We start from the raw sequence: 17147 nt of genomic DNA, 5'->3' as shown, positions 1-17147 counted from the left end.
GAGCCGTTAAGAAAAAAAGGGTTATCCTTCCGTCTCGACGCGATGATCGAAAACGGAGGGATAACCCATTTTTGTTTGGACTGCTTATTATTGAAACTTGTACGTATAGAAACGCTCCGTGCCGAACCGCTCCACCAAATCGGCTTTCGACATCTTGGCCGGGGAAGGGAACTGCGATCGATGCGCGGAGATGGAAGCCACCTTCTGCGGCAAGGTCTCACGCACGTCGTATTGAACATCGGGCGCGCCCAGCGCGACGATATGGTCTTTGGAGAAAGCGACGCACAGCAGCTTGGGCCGATCCTCGGCAGGTATCCTGCCAATCACCCGTACGACCGCCGCACCGGTAGCGTCATGGTCGGGATGGACGCTGTAGCCGGGATAGAAGGTAAAGACCAATGTCGGGCGAACCTCATCCAGCAGTCCCGCGATGACCGATTCCAGCAGGTCGGGCTCTTCGAATTCGATCGTTTTGTCATGGAAACCGAGCAGTCGGAGGTCCTGAATGCCGATGGCACGGCAAGACTCCTCCAGTTCCAGCTTGCGGATGGCCGGAAGCGTCACCCGGCTCGCGAACGGCGGAACGCCCATATTGCGGCCCATCTCTCCGAGCGTCAGGCAGCCGTAAGTGACTTGGGCCCCCCCCCGCACGTACAGTGCCAGCGTTCCGGACATGCCGTACGCTTCGTCGTCCGGATGCGGCAGCAGCACTAATATCTTTTCTGCCATGTCTATCTCTCCCTTCCGAACGGCTCCGGGCTCAGTTGCAGCGCAACGACCAGCTTGCCCGTGTTGTCATGGCCGGCCAAAATCAGCCGATCCGATTCCGTCTCTTCGTAATGGGTCAGTCCCTCGCAATACACCCAGCCTTGAGCCATCTTAAGCCCGACCCGGTAAGGGCCGCCCCCGGAGATGCCTCCATGGGAATAAACGATGATGATATTGCTGATGAAGCTTGCGGCAGGATGCTTGGAACTATCGAAATGTGCGGCATATGCGCCCGTCGTCTGTTCCAAATGGAGATATAGAGGATCTCCCGTCATGCTATCAATTCGTTGCTGAATGACCGATGGGTCGATCGGAAGCATTGGCAGCACCTCGCTTTCTTAATCTATGGTCTGCTGTCGTGGCAAGACTCGCTCTATTAGTGTACTACAACTTAGTCGATTGGCTCCAGCAGACCTTTGTCCAGACACATCGCGACCGACAGCGACTTCATGTTCGTCTCGCCGAACAGAATCTCTATGCCGTCTCCCGCCACCTTGGCAATGATGCCCGGTCCGAACACTCGATGATGCACGGACAAACCCGCCTTGAGCTGGGTTCGGTCGCGCAAAACCCCGCCGCCCCGGCTCCCAGACGAAGCCGACGCGCTGTCGCGGCCGCGACCCGAGCCTTGCGCTCCCGAGCCTTGCGCTCCCGAGCCGCCCGGCCGTCCTTCCGTCGTCGTCACGGTCGGCACGCCGGGAGCCAGCGATGCCTTGAGGCGGCGAGCCGACGAGCCTCCTCCAGCGGAACCCGCCCAGCGGCGGACGCCTTCTTCGCCCGCGGCGTTCCCACTGCCGCCCGGCCCTCGCGCACCGCCATCTCCTGCTTGCCTTCCGCTTCCGGCAGCCGCCAGCCGCTTGGCCACGACGGCTTTCGCCTCCGCCGCACGCTTCTCCGGCTCCACGATATCGCGCATCGCCTCCATGAAGGAGGATTCCGCCGTCTCTTCGCCGTCCCGCTTGCTGTACGAGATCAGCTCCAGATGATGGCGCGCCCGCGTCATGCCTACGTAGAACAGCCGAACCGCTTCTTCCATTAGAGGCTGCTCGCCCGTGCCGCCGTCCTTCTTGTGCGGTCCGACATACTTGGCATCTTCCGACGAGGGGATGATGCCGTCAATGAGATCCACCATATAGACGCGGTCGAACTCCAGTCCCTTGGCGCTATGAAACGTGGAGAAGGTGACGGCATTTTGCCCCCGCCTGCCCTTGGCGGTTCGGAGCAACGTCTCCAAATATTTGAGCCGCGCCGCGAAGTCCTCCATGCTCTCCAGCCCGTCGGCGATTTCCTCCAGCGTGTTTAGAATGCCGATCAAATACTCTTTGCGGAAGCCCAGTCGCTCGCACATTTTCTCCAGCGCCTTCTCGTATCCCAGCCGTCCGCGAATGACCGCGATCGCCTGCTTTGGCGGCATTCCCCGCATGCCCTGAAACGTCTCTTTGGCATCCGCAATCGGCTTCGTCTGGTAGTCATGCAGCTTGACGAACCGCAGCAGATTGTCGAACACCGACTCGTTGTTGTCAATTTCCTTGAGCACCGCCATCTGATGTTTGCTGATGTAACCGTTCAGCTTCAGATGAATGCGCTCGAGCAAATCCGCGCGCCGATCCGTAAACGTCATCCGCATAAAGTTGAGCACGTCCTCCACCACCCAGTGGGAGAAAAAGCGGTTGTCCGCATCCTTCATATAGAAGGGAATGCCCGCGCGGTCGAATTCGTTCATCAGCACGATGGACGAAGCATTGTTGCGGAACAGCACCGCCGTCTCGGACAGCTTCTCTTCCCGCTGCAGCCGTTTCACGAGATATTTGGCCTGCTTGCGGTAGTCCGAGACTCGCTTGAACTTGGGCTTGTCTCCCGTCCCGTTCTTCGTGAACATATTTTTGGGATAACGGTTCTTGTTCCGCTTGATAAACTGGTTCGCAGCCTCCACGATCCCCCCGTCCGACCGGTAATTCTGCTCCATAAACAGGATCGCGGCCTTGGGGTAGCTCTCCTTGAAGTTCAGCAAATAGGACGGCTCCGCCCCCCGCCAGCTATAGATCGACTGATCGTCGTCGGCCACGACGCACAGATTCCGATGTCCCCGGACAAGCTTCTCGACGATCGCATGCTGCACCATGGACGTATCCTGGCTTTCATCCGTCAGCACGTAGTCGTAACGGCGCTGGTACTTCGCCAGCATGGCGGCGTCCCGCTCCAGCGCCTCCTCGGCGATCGTCAGCATGTCGTCGAAATCGATGAGCCTCTTTGCATGACCAGTCCGCTTGAAAGTCTCATACTCCCTCGCAATATCGCCGGCATTCGTGACATCCGTCTTAACGGAGTCCCAGTCGGCCTCGGGAATCATTCGATTTTTAGCGTAGCTGATAAAGGTCGTAAGCTCCTCCAACTGATCATCCGTAATATTCTCGCCGTTTACGCGCTTGAAGAGGTTGCGCAGAATGATCCGCTTGTGCAGCGGAAGCCCTTCTTCGCCGAGCGCCTCCCCGTTCTCTTCTTCTTCGGTCCTGCCCTCGATAATCTGATACGACGTGCCGTCTCTCCACAGCCGTTCTCTCGCAATCTCGAACGCGAGACTATGAATGGTAGAGAAATCGACGGGAGGCAGCGCGGGGAAAAACCGGGCGAACCGGTCCCTCATATCCCTCGCCGACGCCCGGCTAAACGTTACGGCCTTGATCCGCGAAGGGTCCGCGCCCTTCTCTTCGATCATGTAGCCGATTCGCATAATCATCGTCGTCGTTTTGCCGGATCCAGGCGCAGCCAGCAGAAGCAGCGGTCCCTCCGTCTGCAGGACGGCTTTCCGCTGCACTTCGTTTAGCTCGACGCCGAGCTCCCTTTTTTTGCGCGACAGAAAATCGTTGTTCCCCTTCATGCTCCCCTTGCCCTCTTTCCGCCCTCAGACTTGCTTGTTGCACTATTGTATCACAATCGGCGCCCGGGGGCTGAACGGGTGGGAGTCTTTGCGGATATCGCTACGAAGAAACCGGGATCTTTTTGCCCTTGCCCCGGAGCTTGGCAGCCTGCTTGTCCACAAAGAGCACGCTTTCAGAATCGATCTCCAGAACGCCTTCGAGCTTCATGATCTCTTCCATCGCCTTCAGAAAATCGCTGGCCTTGAAACCTTTCAATTTGAACTGAAGCGTTGTGCAATCGCCATCAGGATCCGTTGTTTCGTCGCTGCGCCGGAACTCTATCCGTTCCTGCTTGATCATCAGATTCGATATTCGAATGTTATTCTCTTCGAACACCATGGCAATTCGCCCCCACAATCCGGGGCTGTCCATCACCTTCAGTTCGATGGTCTGGTACCGACGGTTGCGCAGCAACACCTTCTCCCACTTGTTAAGAACATACAAGCTGATCAGCACCATCAGCGTACACACCAACGCGCCTGTATAAAAGCCTGCGCCTACGCAGAGACCGATCGCAGCCACCGTCCAGATCGATGCCGCCGTCGTCAATCCTTTAATCACATCGCCATTGCGCAATATCGCGCCGGCCCCCAGAAAACCGATGCCGCTAATCACTTGCGCCGCCAGCCTTGCAGGATCGACTCGGACATTGACTTCGTCGATAAATTGACCAAAGCCGTAGCTAGACATGAGCATGATGGTTGTAGAGCCGAGACAGACCAAAATATGCGTACGGAAGCCCGCCGCATGGTTGCTCCATTCGCGTTCTATGCCGATCAGGCCGCCCAGCAGCGCCGATAAAACCATACGGATTGTTAAATCCAGCCAGGATATCTCCCACACGCTTTCCATCTCCATTAACATTGCCTATCATCCTTTCGCCATTGCCTACACGGAAATGGGGATTTATTCATTAGAAAAGGGCCATGAGATGGCCCTTTCTTCTAATGCTCGATTATTGTTCCAGCACCCTTCTTAATAACTCGGGCTTATTTGTAATAATGCCTGCTACATCCAATTCAATTAGTCTTTTCAAATCCGCTTCTTCATCCACTGTCCACGTATAAACGGTTTTGCCCGCATGATAGGCAATGTCCATATAGGCTTCCGTTACAAGCGAGTGGTGCGGATGCAGCGAAAACACCTCAACTCCCGATTCGTTCTCGAACTTTTTGAAATCCGCAGCCTCGAGATCGTAAAGCAAACCAATACGAATTTCAGGCAATAATACTTTTAGCTCTGCCAAGCATCCATAATGGAACGATGATACGACCGTACCTCCGATCCGGTCCGTTTTTTTTAATACGTCAATTAAGCTTTCTAACATTCCGGGCGTTTCGGCCGCTTTTATTTCCACATTAAACTGTACATTTGCAGGTACCTTCGTCAACACTTCTTCAAGCAGAGGAACATATTCCCCTGCATATTGATCGCTAAACCACTTGCCGCAATCATAACCCTTAATATCTTTGTAATTAAGATTAGCGATGTCGCCTGCGCCATTAGTCGTGCGATCCAATGTGTGGTCATGAATAACGACGACCTGCTTATCCTTGGTAAGATGAACATCCAGCTCGATCATACCGCATCCCTGCCTGACACCTAGCATAAATGCCGCTAAAGAATTTTCGGGAGCCTCCGCCGAAGCGCCGCGATGCGCGATTACAAGTGGCTTTGCCGCTTTCATTCTGTTTCCTCCATTTATATAGAAATAATGGGGCATAACTACGGAGTAAAGGAAATACCGCCCGCTGCGTTAATTCTCACCTTATAGCTAGCCGTTTTTCCTTGGTAGGATGCGGTAATCGTTACCGCACCTGGACGGTGGGCGGTTACAACGCCAGATTCAGATACAGATGCCGTCTGCGGCTTGCCGCTTGTATACATTGCGCCATCGCTTAACGTATGCCTTGTTCCATCTTCGTAGATTGCAGTAAGGACTAAACTTAAGGTAGAATGCGCCTGCATACGCGGATCCGCTCCGCTAAGCTCCAACCGAATCAACTCAGGCTGAACTTCCTTCTTAAGAACGATTAGCTCATAGGATGAAATCAGGCCATTATACTCTGCCGTGATAAATACGCTTCCTTCCGCCTTTGCCGTTACTACACCGCTTGCGCTGATCTCCGCAATACTTGGATCACTGCTTGTATAGGTGACGCCTGTCTCTACCTTTTCACGGCTTTCATCGCTGTATACTGCAGTGGTCGTCGTTTGATCGCTCTCTCCAACGATTAGCACAGCCGGTCCTTCGAGCTCAAGCTCAATCAGGGTAACTGGCTCTTCTTCGTTGCCTTCTAATACCGATTGTAAAACAGGACGTTTAGCAACATCATCCCACTTCCAGATCGCGTTAAAGTCCCACCCTAATCGGTCTGTATAAGTGGATGGAGTCTCTATCTCAGTTTCAGATAGACCTAATCCTTTAAGCGTTGTTAATGCTCCCTCAGCAACACCTTCTTTATTAACGATCATGCCGTCAAATGCATAATTATTTTCGAGAGTGGCGGTGTGCCCCGCAAGAACCCGTCCCATTACACGGTTCGCCATCGTTGGAGCCGTAACCGAAGGACCTATAGCAATGACATTTCTGACGACCGTATCATTGTATCCATAGCCAGTCACTCCGCCCGCATTGCTCGTAATCGCCCGAACGGTTCCGGACGCATACACGTTTTCCGTTAAGCTGCCCGCGTTCGTAATGCCGATTAGTCCGCCGGCCTGACTTACCTGGGCGGTTACATCCGCGGTAGAATAGCTGTTCCTAACGATACCGTTGGAATAGCCTGCTAGCCCGCCCACCGTGCTGGAGCCTGTAATGGAGCCTGTTGAAAGACTATTCTCTACCTCGCCATTGTTCGTGTTGACTAGTATGCCTATTCTGCTTCCGCCAGTGACGTTAGCATCTATCATAGCGATATTTTTAATCACTCCGCCATTGAGATGGAATAAGCCGCCGCTCGAAGAATGAAAGTTCACTATTTTCTTCCCGTCGCCATCGAAAACGCCGGTGAACGAAACCACTTTAAACAGCGACTCAGCCGGTTGGCCGGAATAATCCAAATCTTGATCCAAAATATATTTTTCCGCCGGGAAGCTTTCCATAACGTTCAAATCAGCAATGGATTTGATTCTGTAATAACCTGCTTCATTTCTTTCCAATGGCACGGCAGGCACTCCTGCTTCTTCAGAATTACTGCTTAATACCGGACGCTTCAACGTATCGCTCCACATCCAGACCGACTCAAATTCCCAATTCAATCTGCTGATATACGTATTGGGATCCTCGACCTGCTGTTGGGATAGCCCTAAGCCTTTCCTGTTGTCGGCAGCGGCGATACTTTCGCCTTCTTTATCCACAATCATGCCATCGAACGCATAGTTATTCTCAAGCGTTGCGGTATGCCCGGCAAGAACTCGTCCCACCACACGGTTCGCCATAGTCGGCGTCACGACTGAAGGGTTAAGAGCAATAACGTTTCTGACGACCGTATCATTATAGCCGTAGCCGGTCACTCCGCCTGCATTGCTTCTAAGCGCCTGAACGGCTCCGGATGCATACGCGTTTTCCGTCAAACTGCCTGAGTTTGTAATTCCGATCAGACCGCCAGCCTGGTTCAGCTGGGCCGTTACATCTGCAGTAGAATAGCTGTTTCTCACGATGCCATTGGAATAGCCCGCCAGACCGCCCACAGTGCTGGAGCCTTCGATCGAACCCGTTGCATAACTATTTTCTACCGTTCCGTTGTTCGTGTTAACGAGTATGCCGATATTACTCCCGCCAGTGACGCTTGCATCTACCATAGCTATGTTTTTAATCGTCCCGCCATTTAGATGGAACAAGCCGCCGCTTTCCGATTTAAAGTTGTATAACGATTTATTATTTCCATCAAAAATGCCAAGGAAAGGCGTCCCCTTAAATAAGGGTTCAAAAAGCTCCCCATCAAAATCAAGATCGTTTTCCAATATATAATTTTCATCTGGAAATTCTGAAATCGTCTTTAATTCATTAATCGAACGGATGATATAATATCCGTCTTCGTTCTGATCAAGCTTCGGCTTAGGCATATTGTCTTCGTTAATTTGTTCCAAATTACTTTGCAGCAATGGACGTTTGGCATCTTCACTCCAGGTCCAGATCGAATCGAAATCCCAACCGAGGGTCTCTATGAAAAAGGACGGCTTCGCGAATACGATTGAACTGACCCCTTGACCCTTTTCATTGTTCGGATCATTCACTGTAACATTCTCGCTGCTAACGAACATATTTTCATCGGCGTAATTATTGACTAAAGTGGCTGTATCCCCGGCTAAAATTCTGCCGACAATTCGATTGGATGCAGTACCTGTAACAATAGATGGATTTAATGCCATACTATTTTTAATGACCGTATTGTTATATCCGTATCCGCTGAGACCGCCGGCATTTGATTCTTCTGCTATAACGGCTCCCATGGCATAGACCTGTTCGGTTACACTGCCCCGATTGGTAATCCCAATAATGCCGCCGGCTTGCTTGCCACGCGCAATGACGCGAGCCGTGGAATAGCTGTTTCTTACGATACCGTTCGAGAAGCCCGCAAGCCCGCCAACTGTAGAATTCCCTTTAATAGATCCGGTGCTGTAAGCATATTCCACGATTCCGTCATTCTGATCAACCAGGATCCCAATGTTGCTACGGCGTACATCAATGTCGGCATTGATTATACCTACATTTCGAATCGTCCCTTCATTAATAGCAAAGAGACCCGCGCCGCCCGAGGAGACAACAACGCCTGCAATCGAATGTCCCCGCCCGTCAAACGTCCCGGTAAATGGCGTGTCATTCGCGCCAATTGCTTCAAAAAACATACCATAACCATCAATGTCCCGATCTAAAATAAAATGTTTGTCCGGGAACTCCTGCATTTTGTGAAGTCCGCTGGCACTATTGATTTGATAAGGGTTTTCTTCCGAACCATCGCCCAGCATTCCTTCTTTAGCAATTAACGGGTCCGTTAACGGCTCCCTATCGATTGGATTATTAACCAACCTTACGACGATCGTATGTTCATCGCCAAATGCAAGGGGGTTGTCCAATAGGATGATTTGTTCACGTCCGAGATGTTCTAATGTCGCTTCTTGAATAACCGTCTCCAACAGCTGTTCGCCTGTATGATCACGCTTCTCCGCGATAACGGCGACACGTTCAACCCGGCTCGGGTAATTCAGAACCCCAACGCCCTTCAAGACATTATTTTCTATAATGGCGCTCGTTAAGTTCAAATAATCTTCAGGTTGTTTAATCGTAAAAGAATCAACTTCAACACCATCGCTATTGTAGGCTTTCAAAGTGAGGGATTGATCGTTTGACTCTAAAATAACGCCTGTCTGCTTATTTTCATCGTAAACGATATGATCCCAGTCAAATGATTTATTATCATGGAACGTTGGACCCGATGAACCAACCGTCACAAAAGTTGTACCTAGATTCATCGCTTCTTCCGAAATATCTTTTACACCGTTTCGTATCGTTGTCCGTTTATACAGATGATCATGACCGCCAATGTACAAGCTAACGCCAAGCCGTTCGAATGCCTGAGACAATTTCGCTCTCATCATATCCATCCCGGTCTCATCGCCGGATTGACCGCCATAATAAGGATAATGCCCCATGACGATTTTCCACTTTTTATCGGTTGCCCGCAAATCTTTTTCCAGCCACGATAGCTGCTTGTCGAAATCCACCATAGAATTCAGAACAGCAATATGCATACCGCCATTGTCAAATGAATAATTCGTTTCCCGATAACTGCCCCCGCCATTCTTCGGCAGGTTAAAAAATCCGGAGTACGGCCCGAATTTTCGCTCCGTCGCATGTTCGCGATCCCCGACAATATGTGCGGAAACCAGACCCAAATCGTTGTTGTAAATGTTGTTAAACACATCGCTCCAAGCATAATGGTTGCCGCCCAGCCAGGCCAAGTCTCCGACTTGAATCACAGTCTGTCCGTTTGCATTTTTTTCCCGCAGAACGTCCAGCATATCCGTAAAGAGCCCGAAGCTTTCCGGATTGCGATCCGGAACTTCAAGATCCCCCATCACATACATGACGGCTTCTTCTGTAGCTGGCGCGGTCCTGAAGCTATAACTGCTGCTCCAAGGCCCAGTCGGCGAAGCCCCATATCGATAGTCATAGGTTGTCCCTAAATCGAGATCTGTTAAGTTCGCTTCATGAGCTGCAAGCACGCGATAGTTGCTCTTGGCAAACGTATCGCCATAGGCGACTTGAAAATACGAAACTTCCGCTTGGACCGCTTCAGCATTGTCCCACGTCGCCTCCGACTCCGGCTTAAACTGAACATACGACGTTTCTAATGCCTTATCCGTCACCAAATTGATGCCAACTTCATGTTCGTTTGCACCTACATTAACAATAGGTTGAAATTCATTCAAAATTTTATCGGCATCCAGCGTTTGTTGATCAACGAGCAATCGGATAAGTTCAACACGCGTATCTCCTTGAGAGTCGGTTGCTACATACTTAATGAAATATTCCCCGTACATCTCGACCTTGAATTGCCGATTTGCAACAGCTACTTCGCCTTTATCATTAAGAACGATCGCTTCAACCGATAAAGATTGACCGCGATTATCCGTCGCCGAAGCGCTAAGCACTTCTACTTGATCCCCAAGCTTAATCGTTTCCGGATATTGTCCTTGCACCGTAATTTCAGGCGCATGCACCGTGCCCCTCGTTTCCTCGCCAATCCAGATTGGAGCACTTATAGCTTCTTCGCCGTCCCCTTGGAAAGCTCTAACGAGGAAATAGTCCCCATCCTTACTTGCAAAGGTTTCTTGCATTTCAAATGGATTGCCGGCAATATTGCCGTACTCCTTGACGATTTCGCCGCTGTTTTTGTACACAACGACTTTATCCAAATGATCAGTAGCATCAGGGTCGTTTATTCGTATATTAAGACTAATTTCATTTGTATCGGCTGGAAGGATCGCCCCCATCATCTGACCGTTTGCCGAAACCGCCATTTCTAAATTACGATCAAATGATACATAGGTGCGATGATTTCGCATCGCCTCGTAAAGACCTTCTCTTGTGAGATTATCCCCCCACATTCCGGTCACATGGGGCTGTACCATCCCCCAATTTCCTTTGTGCTCGTCTCCGCCAAACACAGGGGATACATGCCAGCCTCGATCTAACGCCTTGGTATAGATCGCAAAATCATTGGAGGATTTGTATTCCATCATGTTCAGGTTTCTGTCAACATCCCGGTTATAGTGTTTAAATTCATTAAAGCTCCAATTTCCCGACGAACGTGGATGATTAAACTGAGCAATCGCGTTAGGATCTTGGGCAAGTCTTGCGTAAAAGGTTGGCAAATCGTATTTGATGTCGCTCCAGCCCCAAGTGCCATCCGCACCTACTCCATGTGTTCTTGCAAACCACGGGGCATTAAATAAGTTAATATGGCCCGATTCATCATACCAAGTCACTTCCGTGCCAGGCAGCGTAATAAATTCGTTATCACGATTGTGAGCATCTGATTGCTCATGCAGCAGCTTGTATTCTTCTGAATAAGAGTCCTGTACATTCGTAATAAAATCACTGCCCGTACTGATGTCGTAAGTCACATCGTGTTCAGTCACTGCATAAAAATCAAAATCCGTATTTGCTTTCACAAAATTGTAAGCATCGTTAGGCAGCAATATCCCATCGCTAAGAGAGGTATGGGTATGCATGTGACCTTTGAACAGGGAAGCTCCCAAGTACTCGGCTCGCTCTTTATTAGAAACAACACCTTCTTTCTCCGAAGACGCGAATACCAACATGCCGTAACAAAGACTAACAACCCCCGCAATGATACAGGCCAGCACAATAAAAGGCAGTCTTCTTCTTTGAGACTTCACATAAATCCTCTCCTTTTTTCGGCTAAAATGGTATAACAGGTGTCTGTCCGATCAACAAACAGCCTCTAAACTAAAACATGAAGTCCGAAGGCTGTTCATCTCATCTATCTTGTTAATCACAGTCGCAACAATGACTTAATGACAGGCGCAAGCGATTGTGCCATGCGCAAAAATCCGAGGTCAGTCGGATGTGTTCCGTCAACCGTACATTCTTCGAAGGAATCATTGCCCAGCAGCTTAAAGCCGTCAACGAAATGGATATTATGGTCACCTTCTTTCCGCCTCTGTTCCACATTCTCGATCTGAATCAACCTGCGGCGATCATTAAGCTCCCTTCTCTTCCTATAGAACTGGTCTTCGGCAGTGCTGATCCTGGAGACTACTAATATAGGAACCTCGGGATGACGCTCTCTTAATATTTGGATAAAAGCAGGCAGCGTTCGTGCGATATTGCCGGCCTCGCCCGTATTCCCCTCATAATCAAGAATAATAAGCGCCGGATCATCGATTTCCGAAATAATACGCGCAAGCTCCGGTTCGCCCTTTCCATTCCCCGAGAAGCCAAGATTGACGAACTCCATCGGAATCATGCGGCTGAGAATATTGGTATAAGCCATACCCGGCCGCGAGGCGCATCCCCCTTGCGTAATCGAAGTTCCATATATAATGACGGGTTTATTGCTTGCATAGGCAGGTGCATCGCTTATGTCGGCATCCTGATCTACCCCAATCCACACCTCTTCCACCCCTTGGTAGAGCGGTAAGTTTAAGGTGACGGCCACTTCTTTTTTTGTATCCCACCGAAAAAGCTTTGATTCATATTCGCTTTCCGTTGGCTTGAATTTAGCCGCGGTGATAAAGCTCTGCTCTCCCGGTTCTCCAAGATAGCAGTCTACTCCGCATTGCCCTGTAGGCGCCATATGATACATATTGGACGGTCCGGCAAGACGCACCCTTATGACCAGCCTCGAAGAATTGGTGCGAAAGCGAATTTGCCCGCCTGCCGTACAATAAGCAAGCGTATCAACCGCAGGCGGCAAGACGGCCCCGGAAGCGAGGGGCAGGCGTCTGTAAATCCCATCCTGCGCAAGCCAAGGGAAGCCCGCGATATGAAAAGGCGCTTCGAGCGGAGAATGCCATCTCAACGGTTCGTCTTCCATTGTCTCCTGGTATATCGGGTCGCCCAGTTGATCTAAATTTATCTCTTTCGATTGAACATTCATCTGTAAGTTCTCCCCTCTGTCTCTACATGCGGACATTTGCCACGTTTATTCGATTTGGAATATATGCTTCCGAATCGCCTGAGCGACGCCATCCTCGTTGTTGGTAGCCGTGATGACGTCCGCTATGGATTTGATATGCTCTTCTCCATTGGCCATCGCCACACCGAGACCCGCAGCCTTCAGCAGCTTCGCGTCATTATGGCTGTCCCCCATGGCGATGACATCGGACATAGACAAGCCCAGCATCTGACATACTTGGCGTACTCCGCTTTCCTTTGTAATGCCTTGCACTGAAATCTCCATATTGACAGGGGCAGAGTGGGTAATCTCAAGCGATCCAAAGCTGAGCAGCTCTTCCTTTAGTCCCGCAAGCTTCTTCTGATCTTGACAGCCGATGCCGAATTTCATCCAATCCCGCTCGAACATCTCCGGCGTCCAGTCCTTGGCCCCTGTAAGGCTTTCTACGCTGTAGCCCCAATACCAATCGCCTCGTTCGGCAGCAATTGCGTGAATGCGGCGAATCGTTTCCCGAGGAATAAAGAAACGTTTATAAAGCCTGCCCGGACCTTCCCATATCTCTGCGCCGTTGAGCAGCACCATTGGGGAGTCGAGACCAAGCTCATCCCAGATGCCCTTCGCGGTTTGCAAGCCTCTTCCGGTAGAAAATATGACTTTCACTCCGTTGTCTACGGCATATTGAATCCATTTTTTAGTCTCATCCGTTATTTGCTCCCGATCTGTCAGGAGAGTCCCGTCCAGATCCAGTGCAATCAGCTTATACCTCGCATGTACCTGATGCATGATATTCATCCCTTCACCGCGCCCATCGTCGCACCTTCCATAAGTAGTCTCTGGAATAGAATATAAATAATAATGGACGGTACCATTGCAATGGTTACGCCGGCAAACAAGGTTACCCAATCTGCAGTAAATTCCATTTGTTTATTGGCTGAATACATTTGTACCGCAATGGGATATTTTTTAGGATCGCTCAAATAGATGAACGGCGCCAAGAAATTGTTATAGAACCCTAAAAACTTGAATACGCCGACAGTTACAATTCCCGGTGTAGACAACGGAACAATAACGCGCCAAAACTTTTGGAATAATGTCGCGCCATCCATCGTTGCGCTCTCCTCAAGCTCCACAGGCAGGGAACTCATAAATCCTCCGAGCAACATCAGGTAGAACACGCTTTCGCCCAAACTGGACAACAGTATTAATCCGGTTAAGCTATTAGTCAAATCCAGTTCCCTCATAATGACATACTGAGGCACAAGCGCATTGATGCCAGGCAGGAACAGGGACAACATAATCAAGCCCCAAATCAGCTTTCTTCCTTTGAATGTCATTCGAGTAAGCGCATAAGCGTTAATGGTCGTAAAGAAAAGTCCCAGCACTAGACTTCCGCCAACGTAATAGAGCGTATTTAAGAGCGATTGGCCAAAACCGTATTGATTCCAAGCCTTCGAATAGTTCTGCCATCTGAATTCAGAAGGCAGCGCCCATATATCTTGAAAAAACTCCGGATTGCTTTTTAATGATTCATAAATAACCCAAACTAAAGGAAATAAAATGGTTAGCGCCCAGGCATAAAGCACCACACGCCACACAATGTCCATTAACGTTCGTTTTTCCTTCAAATAGATCCCTCCGAACCTTCATATGGAAACTAATACTCGTAGCCTTTGTTCGGCACAAATTTATCGATTAACAGCTTGGCTGTTACTAATATAACGAACAGAATCATACCGACTGCGGAAGCGTAGCCGTAATTCCGATACTCTACGCCAAAGGCTAAGTTAAACATATAGAGACCGATTACGTCCGTCGAACCAAATGGCCCCCCATTCGTCATAATGAGGATGATCTCGAAGCCCTTCATGGTGCCGACAACGAGGAACAAAGCGCTGACGCGGATAATTGGCGTAACAAGCGGCATCGTAATTTTAAACAAACGCGTCATATGGCCGGCTCCTTCAAGTATCGCCGCCTCGTACAATGACTTTGGAATCGCCAGCATCGCATTGGCAAAGATTATGGCGTACAAGCCGACGCCTCCCCAAACCCATGCCGGGATAATGGATGCAAGCGCCGTGCTTTCATTGCCCAGCCAATAGAAATTCCCGATATCAATGCCGATGAATTTTAGAAGGCCGTTCAGCAAACCATACGATCCGTCATAAATGAAGGCCCAGAGGAGAGCGACTACGACCGTCGATAAAACGTTCGGGAAAAAAAACAGAACCTTCAAAAATTTATTTTCTTTATACGTTTTATTTGTAATTAGGTAGGCGAGAAGCAAAGAGATGATAATAACGAAGAAAGGCACTGTTATCATAAAAATCAAGTTATGGGTAAGCGCGCGCCAAACATATTTATCTTGGAATGCGGTGATGAAATTGGACAGACCGACAAACTTTGCATCCGTAAACCCATCCCAATTGAGCATCGCATAATAGACAGATAGAATGTTCGGGAACAACGTAAAAAGCAAATAGCCGCCAAAGGGAGGCACGATGGCAATGAACAGAAATATCCACTTCTGCGTATTCGCTTTATCTAGACCCAGCTTGCTTACAGTCTTCACAGCGGTTGAATCAGACACGTGAGGTCAACTCCTATCTTACTAGACGTTTATAAGTCATGTTCAGCGCGAAGCCTATAAGACCCTGAGGCTGCAATGGAGAAGCGGAGAGGAATCCTCCCCGCTCCATCGCGTCTTAATTTTTCTTTTCAGCCTCTAGAGCTTTCGTCAGCAGTTCTTCAGCTTGCTCCAGAATCGGTTTCGGATCCTGCATGCCCATAGCAAATTTAGCGATATTCTCATTCATTAATTTTTCCGCTTGAGCAAGATTCGGATCGGAAATGTTGATAGACCGGCTTGCTTTAAAAGTTTGAGCCTTATTATCCGCAATGTACTTCAGAACGGATTGGGCAGAGCTGGAAAGGTTAGCCGCTTTGGCAGGATCATCCGTCAAATCCTTGCGCATTGGCAAAGCTCCTGCTTTTTCGGCAGCAAATTGTTGATTATCTAGCGTAACCAGCCATGCGATCAATTCTTTGGCCCACTTTTTGTTCAGCTCCGGCTTAGCAGCCCAGATATAGTTGAAGTTCGAAGTTCCGCTTCGAATCCAAAGCTTTTGATCGGTGTTGTCTCTAAAAGGAACAGCCATGAAGCCCCAATCGAAATCCGCAGGCGTTGCTTCCTTCATCTCATTCTCGACATGAGTCCCCGTCGATACCATCGCTGCTTGCCCTTGAATAACCTGCATTTGCGATTGCGTATGGTTCAATGCCGGAAGTCCTTCTGCAAAATAGCCTAGCTTGCCAAGCTCATAGAAGCGCGTCCAGGTTTCAACCGTCTCTGGATTTGTGTATTGAGGCAGACCATAAGTTCTATAATTATCGATAAACTCATCGACATGGCCATTGATATCGGCCAGCTCAAAGTTCTTGGCTGTTCCGAAAGCCCAGTTATGGTAGCTTGGATGAATGCCCGGGAACGTAATTGGGGCAATGCCGTCCGCTTTAATGTCTGCTAGCAGCGCTTTAAATTCCTCCCATGTGTTCGGATTTTGGTTCCAGCCATGCTCTTCGAATAGCTTTTTGTTAAAGAACAACCCGCCAAAGCTGCTCGCCGTAGTAAATTCATATCTCTTCCCGTTGATCAGCGGCGTTGACTCGTACATGCCGGGCATCATAAGATCCTTGACCTTTTTGTCCGGTACGTCTGGAAGAGGAAAATCCCAAATGTCATCCATTGGTTCAAGCTTACCGGCTTCAGCGAGCCCTATAATGCCTCCGGAAGGCTCCGTATTGAATAGGTCAAACATGTCATTATCATTGCCTGCAGAGATTTTGGTAGAAAGAATCGTCTTCATATCGGCTGAAGCCGTGATGTCTACTTTGACATTCGGATATTTGGCTGTGAACGAATCAACTGCATAATCGAACCATTCTCGGCCATAACCTCCAACAAAGAAGCCTACCTTTAGCGTTACTTTCTCAGTCTTTGACAATCCGTTCTCATAAACCTCTGCTTCTGCAGGCGCACCCGGCTTATCGGAGCCAGCAGGAGTCGTACTTGGACTAGGTCCGTTGTTTCCTGAGCATGCGGCGAGCATCGTTAGAGATAATACTGCCGCAGCACCCGTACTCATTAATCGATTCATTTTTCCATTCAACATTTTGGTTCCCCCTCTTAATTAATAAATAAATTGGATTAACTATTCAAGGATAACTATGTTTTGTTAATTATCAATCAAATCAAGGTGAATACTTTGTAAATAAATAATGACTTTGATCCCTTAAGCCTCACCTCCAAAAT

The 17147-nt window shown here is 49.4% G+C and carries 11 protein-coding genes; all 11 read right to left on the bottom strand.

What is annotated here, in order from left to right:
- Positions 1-87: 87 nt before the first annotated feature.
- Positions 88-729, bottom strand: coding sequence for a bacillithiol biosynthesis deacetylase BshB2 (gene bshB2, locus H7F31_RS08525; protein ID WP_187103792.1), 642 nt, complete (start codon positions 727-729; stop codon positions 88-90).
- Positions 730-731: 2 nt separating this feature from the next.
- The gene (locus tag H7F31_RS08520; protein ID WP_187103791.1) at positions 732-1088 is read right to left on the bottom strand and encodes a YojF family protein; all 357 of its coding nucleotides are present in this window, start codon (positions 1086-1088) and stop codon (positions 732-734) included.
- A 71-nt stretch (positions 1089-1159) separates the two neighbouring features.
- The gene (locus H7F31_RS08515) at positions 1160-3646 is read right to left on the bottom strand and encodes an ATP-dependent helicase (protein WP_187103790.1); all 2487 of its coding nucleotides are present in this window, start codon (positions 3644-3646) and stop codon (positions 1160-1162) included.
- 100 nt (positions 3647-3746) lie between these two features.
- Entirely contained in the window at positions 3747-4550 is an 804-nt protein-coding gene (locus H7F31_RS08510) for an MgtC/SapB family protein (protein ID WP_261800353.1), read from the bottom strand.
- 91 nt (positions 4551-4641) lie between these two features.
- Positions 4642-5373 carry a glycerophosphodiester phosphodiesterase gene (locus H7F31_RS08505; protein WP_187103789.1) on the bottom strand — a complete coding sequence of 244 codons (732 nt, stop codon included), beginning with the start codon at positions 5371-5373 and terminating at the stop codon, positions 4642-4644.
- Between the two features lie 38 nt (positions 5374-5411).
- Positions 5412-11594: a CehA/McbA family metallohydrolase gene (locus tag H7F31_RS08500; RefSeq protein ID WP_261800352.1), complete on the bottom strand. Its 6183-nt coding sequence runs from the start codon at positions 11592-11594 to the stop codon at positions 5412-5414.
- 116 nt (positions 11595-11710) lie between these two features.
- Positions 11711-12817 (bottom strand): SGNH/GDSL hydrolase family protein, encoded by a 1107-nt coding sequence (locus H7F31_RS08495; RefSeq protein WP_187103788.1) that lies wholly within the window; start codon positions 12815-12817, stop codon positions 11711-11713.
- Between the two features lie 45 nt (positions 12818-12862).
- Positions 12863-13627 carry a Cof-type HAD-IIB family hydrolase gene (locus H7F31_RS08490; protein ID WP_187103787.1) on the bottom strand — a complete coding sequence of 255 codons (765 nt, stop codon included), beginning with the start codon at positions 13625-13627 and terminating at the stop codon, positions 12863-12865.
- A complete protein-coding gene (locus tag H7F31_RS08485; protein WP_087572032.1) occupies positions 13624-14460 on the bottom strand; it encodes a carbohydrate ABC transporter permease in 837 nt (278 codons plus the stop codon). Before H7F31_RS08485 ends, H7F31_RS08490 begins: the two co-directional genes overlap by 4 nt.
- 29 nt (positions 14461-14489) lie before the next feature.
- Positions 14490-15425 carry a carbohydrate ABC transporter permease gene (locus tag H7F31_RS08480; protein WP_187103786.1) on the bottom strand — a complete coding sequence of 312 codons (936 nt, stop codon included), beginning with the start codon at positions 15423-15425 and terminating at the stop codon, positions 14490-14492.
- Between the two features lie 115 nt (positions 15426-15540).
- Positions 15541-17007: an ABC transporter substrate-binding protein gene (locus H7F31_RS08475; protein ID WP_187103785.1), complete on the bottom strand. Its 1467-nt coding sequence runs from the start codon at positions 17005-17007 to the stop codon at positions 15541-15543.
- Between the last annotated feature and the right edge of the window lie 140 nt (positions 17008-17147).

It is taken from the genome of Paenibacillus sp. PAMC21692 (assembly GCF_014303795.1).
Classification (GTDB): domain Bacteria; phylum Bacillota; class Bacilli; order Paenibacillales; family Paenibacillaceae; genus Pristimantibacillus; species Pristimantibacillus agaridevorans.
This window is presented reverse-complemented; position numbering and strand designations above follow the sequence as displayed.